Genomic DNA, 7107 nt, shown 5'->3' with positions numbered 1-7107 from the left:
GTGTGACGCGGAGCGTCACGAACTGCATTCCCACGCGGAGCGTGAGGAACGAGAGGCGTCTGGGATAACAAAGGTGATCTGAGTCGAACCTCACTATCGTGCCAATCTGTAAGCCATCACCCAGCCAGATAACAGGCAAAAAAAAGCCGACCCGTTGCCGGATCGGCTTTCAATAATCCCGGGGGATTATTACTTGCGGCTAGCTTTGTCCAGCATGCGCAGAGCGCGCTCGTTGGCTTCGTCAGCAGTTTGCTGAGCTTTTTGAGCAGCAGCCAGAGCTTCGTCAGCCTTGCGGTAGGCTTCGTCGGCACGTGCTTGCGAACGAGCTGCTGCGTCTTCGGTAGCTGTCAGACGAGCTTCGGTTTCTTTGGATACGCTGCTGCAACCGGTAGCCAGAACTGCGGCCAGAGCCAGAGCAGAGAATTTCAGAACGTTGTTCATCGTGTTCACCTTCAAGGAATTTTGTTCAAATTAGTCATCTCTCGAAAATGAGAAAACGACCGGCGTACATAGTACCCATTGTTTGTAGTAAGTAAACGGACCCAGCGCAAGAAGCTGCTAAAATTCCCTGCTTTGAAAGTGTTCCGCGTTACTTCTCAAGCGTTCTGTACAAAAACTATCCACTTTCACTGGACCCCCTGTCCGTATCGGCGGTTCCGCACAACGCGTTGAACATCTGCAAAAACCTTGGATGTTTGACTGTCGGTCGGTGCGGGAGCATTTCCAGGCATTTTTAATCCGACCGCGCTTGAGCATATCCGGCAATGGTGCCTACTATCTCAGTGTGATGTGCGTCGAGATCGGCAATGCTCTTACCGGTGTCGAAAACAGACACTGGGCGGCGTAGATGTTCCTTCGCCGGAAAAAGACCGGTAAGGTAGGGGTCAAATTCCAAGACCCGCGAGGAGTAGCGATGAGCGAGGCGTTGTCCATCCACCATGACGAAGTCGGCCACCATTTCGAAATCATTATCGACGGCCACCGTGCCTACCTGACGTACATGGATCTCGGCAAGCAGACGCTGGATTTCTACCGGACCTTTGTGCCCGATGCCTTGCGCGGACGCGGTATAGCCGCCGCCCTTACCAAGGAAGCCCTGGACTATGCAGGCAGCATGGGCTATTCCGTCATACCGTCCTGTTCTTATGTCGAGCGTTATATGGAACTGCATGACCTGCAGTCGCAGGCGGCCAAGCTCTGATACATCGAGCTTACTGACCGTCAGCATGAAAAACGCCGAGCATATGCTTGGCGTTTTCGTTGTTGCAGGCTAATCGGTCAGGCAGTTACTTGCGCTTGCGAGCGGGCAGTACGCCCTTGAGTTTCGCGTGCATGCTGCGCAGGGTCTTTTCAGTGCTTTCCCAGTCGATGCAGGCATCGGTAATGGATACGCCGTACTGCAATTCCGACAGGTCCTTCGGAATCGCCTGACAGCCCCAGTTCAAGTGACTCTCGACCATCAGGCCGATAATAGATTCGTTGCCTTCCAGAATCTGGTTGGCGACGTTTTCCATTACCAGCGGCTGCAGGGCCGGGTCCTTGTTGGAGTTGGCATGGCTGCAGTCGACCATGATGTTCGGGCGAATGCCGGACTTGTTCAGGGCCTGTTCGCACAGCGCGACGCTGACCGAATCATAGTTGGGCTTGCCATTGCCGCCGCGCAGCACGACATGGCCGTAGGCATTGCCCTTGGTGGTCACGATCGACACGCCACCTTCCTGGTTGATGCCGAGGAAGCGGTGCGGGCTCGAGACCGATTGCAAGGCGTTGATGGCAACGGTCAGGCCGCCGTCGGTGCCGTTCTTGAAGCCGACTGCCGACGACAGGCCGGAAGCCATCTCGCGGTGAGTCTGGGATTCGGTGGTGCGCGCGCCAATGGCCGACCAGCTGATCAGGTCCTGCAGATACTGCGGGGAGATCGGGTCGAGTGCTTCGGTGGCGGTTGGCAAACCCATTTCAGCCAGGTCCAGCAGCAACTGGCGACCGATATGCAGGCCATCCTGGATCTTGAATGAGTCATCCAGGTACGGGTCGTTGATCAGGCCTTTCCAGCCCACGGTCGTGCGTGGCTTCTCGAAATAGACGCGCATGACCAGATACAGCGTGTCGGACACTTCTGCTGCCAACGCCTTGAGGCGCTCTGCATACTCCTTGGCTGCCTTCAGGTCGTGGATCGAGCAGGGGCCGATCACGATGAACAGGCGGTGATCATTGCCATCGAGGATGTTGCGAATCACCTCGCGACCCTGGCTGACGGTGTGCAGGGCAGCGTCGGTCAGAGGGATTTCGCCCTTGAGCTGATCCGGGGTGATCAGAGTCTCGTTAGAGGCAACGTTAAGGTCGTCAATCGGTAAATCAGCCATCGTGTTACTCATCAGGTCGCGGGTACTGGCCGCCAACGGTCCCCCGTGCGGCGGTGCCCAGCAGGTTTGAGCGCAGCGGGGAGCCGAACCTTAGCGCGTTATCGCGCTGTTCGACAATAAGTAAACGAGGTATCGGGCAGGTTACGGGTAACTGCCCGCCGGGCCGCGCTGCTGTATTGCAAGACAATCCGCTGCGACGGATAGTGTGAGGCCCGAAATAATCTGACAGCCAAGGGAGAGGTCATGAGTGTTGATTTCCGTCGTCCGCGTGTCGGCATTATTGGTACCGGTGCCATCGGCGGCTTTTACGGGCTGATGCTGGCGCGTGCCGGATATGACGTGCATTTTCTGCTGCGCAGCGAGTTTGAGGCGGTGGCGCGCGAGGGGTTGCAGGTCAATAGTGCCGTGCATGGCGATCTGCATCTCAAGCCCGTTCAAGCCTATCGCTCGGCGGCTGACATGCCGCCTTGCGACTGGTTGCTGGTTGGCACCAAGAGCACCGGCAATGCCGCACTGGGGCCGATCATCAGTCAGGCCGCTGCGCCGGACGCCAAAGTGTTGCTGCTGCAGAACGGTCTGGCCGTCGAAGATCAGTTGCGCAGCGTGCTGCCCGACAGCCTGCATATATTGGGCGGGCTTTGTTTCGTCTGCGTCAACCGGATTGCGCCCGGCGTCGTCGCTCATGAAGCCTTCGGCGCGGTCAGTATCGGCTATCACAGCGGCCCGGCAGGCGACCAGGCGAGCCGCATGGCGGTCGTCGAAGCCTGCGCGGCCCTGTTCAAGACGGCCGGCATCGACGCCCCTGTCATGGCCAATCTGCAGCAGGCCCGCTGGCAGAAGCTGGTCTGGAATGTGCCCTACAACGGGCTGTCGGCCTTGTTGCAGACCAGTACCAGCCAATTGATGGCCGACCCTGACAGTCAGGCATTGATCCAGGCGCTGATGGATGAAGTAGTACAGGGTGCCGAGGCCTGTGGTCATGCCTTGCCGCCCGGTTTCGCGCAGCATCTGTTTACCGTGACCCAAAGCATGCCGGACTACAGGCCCAGCATGTATCACGACCTGGTCGAGAAGCGGCCACTGGAGCTTGAAGCCATTTATGCCCGGCCCCTCGCTGCCGCGCTTGCTGCAGGGTTTGACATGCCGCGCATGCGGGCGCTTTATCAGGCACTGGCATTTATTGACCGTGGCAACCGCTCGGCAAACGAGGAGTGATTCATGACAGAGGCTGATGGCCATAAGCTGGTGCTGGCGATTTCATCGCGGGCGCTGTTCGATCTTCGCGACAGCCACGACGTGTATATGGCCGACGGCGTGGAGGCCTACCGCAAGTATCAGATCGAGCACGAGGATGAGATTCTCGAGCAGGGCGACGCTTTCCCGCTGGTTGAAAAACTCCTGAGCCTCAATGCCAGCCTGGACAAGGCGCGCGTGGAAGTGGTGCTGGTGTCGCGCAACAGCGCCGATACCGGCCTGCGGGTGTTCAACTCGATCCAGCATTACGGCCTGGACATCAGCCGTGCCGCCTTCGCGGGTGGGCGCAGTCCTTATCCTTATCTGGCTGCGTTTGGCTGCCATCTGTTTCTGTCGACCCATGCCGAGGATGTGCGCAGCGCGCTGGATGCCGGTTTTGCTGCGGCGACCATCCTTTCTGGCGGTGCGCGGCGTGCAGCCAGCGCCGAGCTGCGGATTGCGTTCGATGGTGACGCCGTGTTGTTTTCCGACGAATCGGAGCGGGTTTACCAGAGCGGCGGCCTGGCTGCCTTTCAGGCCAGCGAGCGTGAGTCGGCGCGCGAGCCGTTGCGTGGTGGCCCCTTCAAACCGTTTCTCGCCGCACTCTACCAATTGCAGCGTGAGTTTCCCGATGCGAGCTGCCCGATTCGTACCGCGCTGGTCACGGCCCGCTCGGCACCTGCACATGAACGGGTGATCCGCACCTTGCGCGAATGGGACATTCGTCTCGACGAGTCGCTGTTTCTCGGCGGCTTGCAGAAGTCGGCCTTTCTTGAAGCATTTGCCGCCGATGTGTTCTTCGACGATCAGCCCGGTCACTGCGAAAAGGCGCGTGAAGTGGTGGCAACCGGACATGTTCCGCATGGCATCAGCAATGAAATAACGCCGCTTGCCAACGGTGGCTGAGAAGTCCGTCGTCGCAGCCGATGATGCGCTGCTACGCTGAGTCAATCTCCGCCATTCCGGTTGTTCGGGAGGTTGTATGGTTCGTTCGATGCTGTATGCCACAGACCTTGGTCTGTACGCGCCTTATGTAACGCAGCACGCGCTGGCGCTGGCTCGAACGTTCAACGCAGGGCTTTATGTAATCCATGTCGTTGAGCCCTTGGGCCTGTTTGCCGAGTCGGTACTGCAGAGCCATCTGGGCGAGGAGGCCTTGAAAGAGCTTCGCGGCAAGGGTGTTAATACGTTTCTGGACGCCATAGAGCAACGAATGCTCGACGGCTTTCGTGAAGAACTGGGAGACGGCCACGCGGACCTCTCCCTGATTCGTACGGTGCGTGTCGTTCAGGGAGAGCCTGCCAGTATGATTATCGAGCAGGCGCACAAGCTGGAGGTGGATTTGCTGGTGGTGGGCAGTCACAGCCGCAGGATAGAAGAGGGCACCTCGATAGGCCGGACGGCTGCCAGGGTCCTGCAATTTTCCGACGTGCCGGTCTACATGGTTCCGATGATGTTGAAAAAGGAGTGAGGGTAAGGAGAGGAAGGTTCAATTGGTGGTTTTAGTGAAATCGAGCGTGCGATCACCTTACAAAGGTGATAAAAAGTTCTAGAATTATTCGTCTCACCATTAATCCAGTTATATACCGTCGCTGATACCCATAGGGTTTATCTGCTTTGAGGGATACATATGAAGCTCCAACAACTGCGCTACATTTGGGAAGTGGCGCACCACGACCTCAACGTTTCTGCGACGGCCCAGAGCCTTTACACCTCCCAGCCCGGCATCAGCAAGCAGATTCGTCTGCTTGAAGACGAGCTGGGCGTCGAGGTTTTCGCCCGTAGCGGCAAGCACCTGACGCGCGTGACACCCGCAGGCGAGCGGATCATCACCACCGCAGGCGAGATTCTGCGCAAGGTCGAAAGCATCAAGCAGATTGCCCAGGAGTTCTCCAACGAGAAGAAAGGCACACTGTCGATCGCAACCACTCACACCCAGGCGCGCTATGCGTTGCCGCCGGTCATCAGTAATTTCATCAAGCAGTACCCTGACGTGGCCTTGCACATGCATCAGGGCTCGCCAATGCAGATCGCCGAAATGGCCGCTGACGGGACGGTCGATTTCGCTATTGCCACCGAAGCGCTTGAGCAGTTCAGCGATCTGGTGATGATGCCGTGCTATCGCTGGAACCGTTGCGTTGTTGTACCGCAGGGCCACCCGTTGACCAAGGTGCCCAAGCTCACGCTGGAGCTGCTGGCCGAGTACCCGATTGTGACTTACGTATTCGGTTTTACCGGCCGCTCCAAGCTCGATGAAGCGTTCAGTCATCGGGGGCTGGTGCCCAAGGTCGTGTTTACGGCTGCGGATGCTGACGTGATCAAGACCTACGTCAGACTGAATCTGGGCGTGGGCATTGTTGCAAGGATGGCGGTAGACGAAGAGGTCGACAGCGATCTGGTGGTACTGGACGCCAGCGACCTGTTCGAGTCCAGCGTGACCAAGATCGCTTTCCGTCGCGGCACCTTCCTGCGTGGCTTTATGTGCGATTTCATCGAAAAGTTTGCCCCGCACCTGACCCGTGAAGTCATGGCCAAGGCGATTCAGTGCCATAACAAACAGGAAATGGAAGAGCTGTTTGCCAACGTCGAGTTGCCGGTGCACTAGTCGCAGCGGCAAGTTACAAGTCAGAGCCGTACGCGCTTTGACCTGTAACTTGCAGGTTGAGGCGTGCCTCTGGCGGCGTCAGTTGCGCGCTATCAGGTTGCCCGCATGCAGCCCGCATTCCTTCTGTGTGGCTTCTTCCCACCACCAGCGACCTTCGCGTTCGTGCTGGTTCGGCAATACCGGGCGGGTGCAGGGTTCGCAGCCGATGCTGATGAAACCGCGCTCGTGCAGGCTGTTGTAAGGCAGTTCCAGCATGCGGATGTAGCCCCAGATTTCTTCGCTGCTCATCTGCGCCAACGGGTTGAATTTGTACAGCGTGCGTTCGGCGGTCGAGAACGCGCTGTCGATTTCCAGCGCGGCAACGGCGCTGCGTGTGCCAGGGCTCTGGTCGCGGCGCTGGCCGGTGGCCCAGGCTGTGACGCCAGACAGTTTGCGGCGCAGCGGTTCGATCTTGCGGACGCCGCAGCATTCGCCATGACCATCCCGGTAAAAGCTGAACAGGCCTTTTTCCTTGACGAACGGTTCGAGCTTGCTCTGGTCCGGCGAGATGATTTCGATCTCGATCTTGTAGTGGTCACGGACCTGTTCAATGAAACGATAGGTTTCCGGGTGCAGGCGTCCGGTGTCGAGACTGAAGACCTTGACGTTTTTGTTCAGCTTCCAGGCCATGTCTACCAGCACGACGTCTTCGGCGCCGCTAAAGGAGATCCATAGTTCGTCACCGAAGTGTTCGAAGGCCAGTTTCAGAATGTCTTGTGCAGACTTGTTCGCATAGGTCGTCGCCAGTTCAGCGACGTCGAAAGGTTGGCTCATCAGGCGGCTTCCTAGAATGCAAGAGTGGCGCTTAAGCGCTCGTGATGGCAGCAATGGTAACAAAATCCGCTGTTCAGTGGCCGTTGCCGGAGG

General features: G+C 58.1%; 8 protein-coding genes. 5 read left to right on the top strand and 3 right to left on the bottom strand.

Annotated elements, in window-relative coordinates; all coding sequences use genetic code 11:
- Positions 1-189: 189 nt before the first annotated feature.
- Complete coding sequence (oprI, locus tag RYB09_RS01850) at positions 190-441, bottom strand: outer membrane lipoprotei OprI (protein WP_002553018.1); 252 nt, start codon at positions 439-441, stop codon at positions 190-192.
- A 472-nt stretch (positions 442-913) separates the two neighbouring features.
- Between oprI and RYB09_RS01845 the strand changes: the two genes are divergently transcribed.
- Positions 914-1201, top strand: a complete 288-nt coding sequence (locus tag RYB09_RS01845; protein ID WP_002553019.1) for a GNAT family N-acetyltransferase — start codon at positions 914-916, stop codon at positions 1199-1201.
- An 85-nt stretch (positions 1202-1286) separates the two neighbouring features.
- Here RYB09_RS01845 and RYB09_RS01840 read toward each other — a convergent pair whose 3' ends face one another.
- Positions 1287-2363: a 3-deoxy-7-phosphoheptulonate synthase gene (locus RYB09_RS01840; protein ID WP_316887265.1), complete on the bottom strand. Its 1077-nt coding sequence runs from the start codon at positions 2361-2363 to the stop codon at positions 1287-1289.
- Between the two features lie 243 nt (positions 2364-2606).
- Here RYB09_RS01840 and RYB09_RS01835 point away from each other — a divergent pair, with 243 nt between their 5' ends.
- The 4 genes from RYB09_RS01835 to cysB all read left to right on the top strand — a co-directional run bounded on the left by RYB09_RS01835 (position 2607) and on the right by cysB (position 6201).
- Entirely contained in the window at positions 2607-3578 is a 972-nt protein-coding gene (locus tag RYB09_RS01835; protein WP_058401038.1) for a putative 2-dehydropantoate 2-reductase, read from the top strand.
- 3 nt (positions 3579-3581) lie between these two features.
- Positions 3582-4502: a 5'-nucleotidase gene (locus RYB09_RS01830; RefSeq protein ID WP_058401039.1), complete on the top strand. Its 921-nt coding sequence runs from the start codon at positions 3582-3584 to the stop codon at positions 4500-4502.
- A gap of 76 nt (positions 4503-4578) precedes the next feature.
- Entirely contained in the window at positions 4579-5067 is a 489-nt protein-coding gene (locus RYB09_RS01825; RefSeq protein ID WP_122258750.1) for a universal stress protein, read from the top strand.
- 159 nt (positions 5068-5226) lie between these two features.
- Complete coding sequence (gene cysB, locus RYB09_RS01820) at positions 5227-6201, top strand: HTH-type transcriptional regulator CysB (protein WP_003382487.1); 975 nt, start codon at positions 5227-5229, stop codon at positions 6199-6201.
- Positions 6202-6279: 78 nt separating this feature from the next.
- Here the strand turns inward: cysB and RYB09_RS01815 are convergent, their stop codons facing one another.
- Positions 6280-7014 carry a phosphoadenylyl-sulfate reductase gene (locus RYB09_RS01815; protein WP_002553025.1) on the bottom strand — a complete coding sequence of 245 codons (735 nt, stop codon included), beginning with the start codon at positions 7012-7014 and terminating at the stop codon, positions 6280-6282.
- Between the last annotated feature and the right edge of the window lie 93 nt (positions 7015-7107).

Source organism: Pseudomonas syringae group sp. J254-4 (assembly GCF_032586855.1).
Lineage (GTDB): Bacteria > Pseudomonadota > Gammaproteobacteria > Pseudomonadales > Pseudomonadaceae > Aquipseudomonas > Aquipseudomonas amygdali.
Note: the sequence above shows the minus strand (reverse complement) of the source record. Positions and strands in the feature narration are given on the sequence as shown.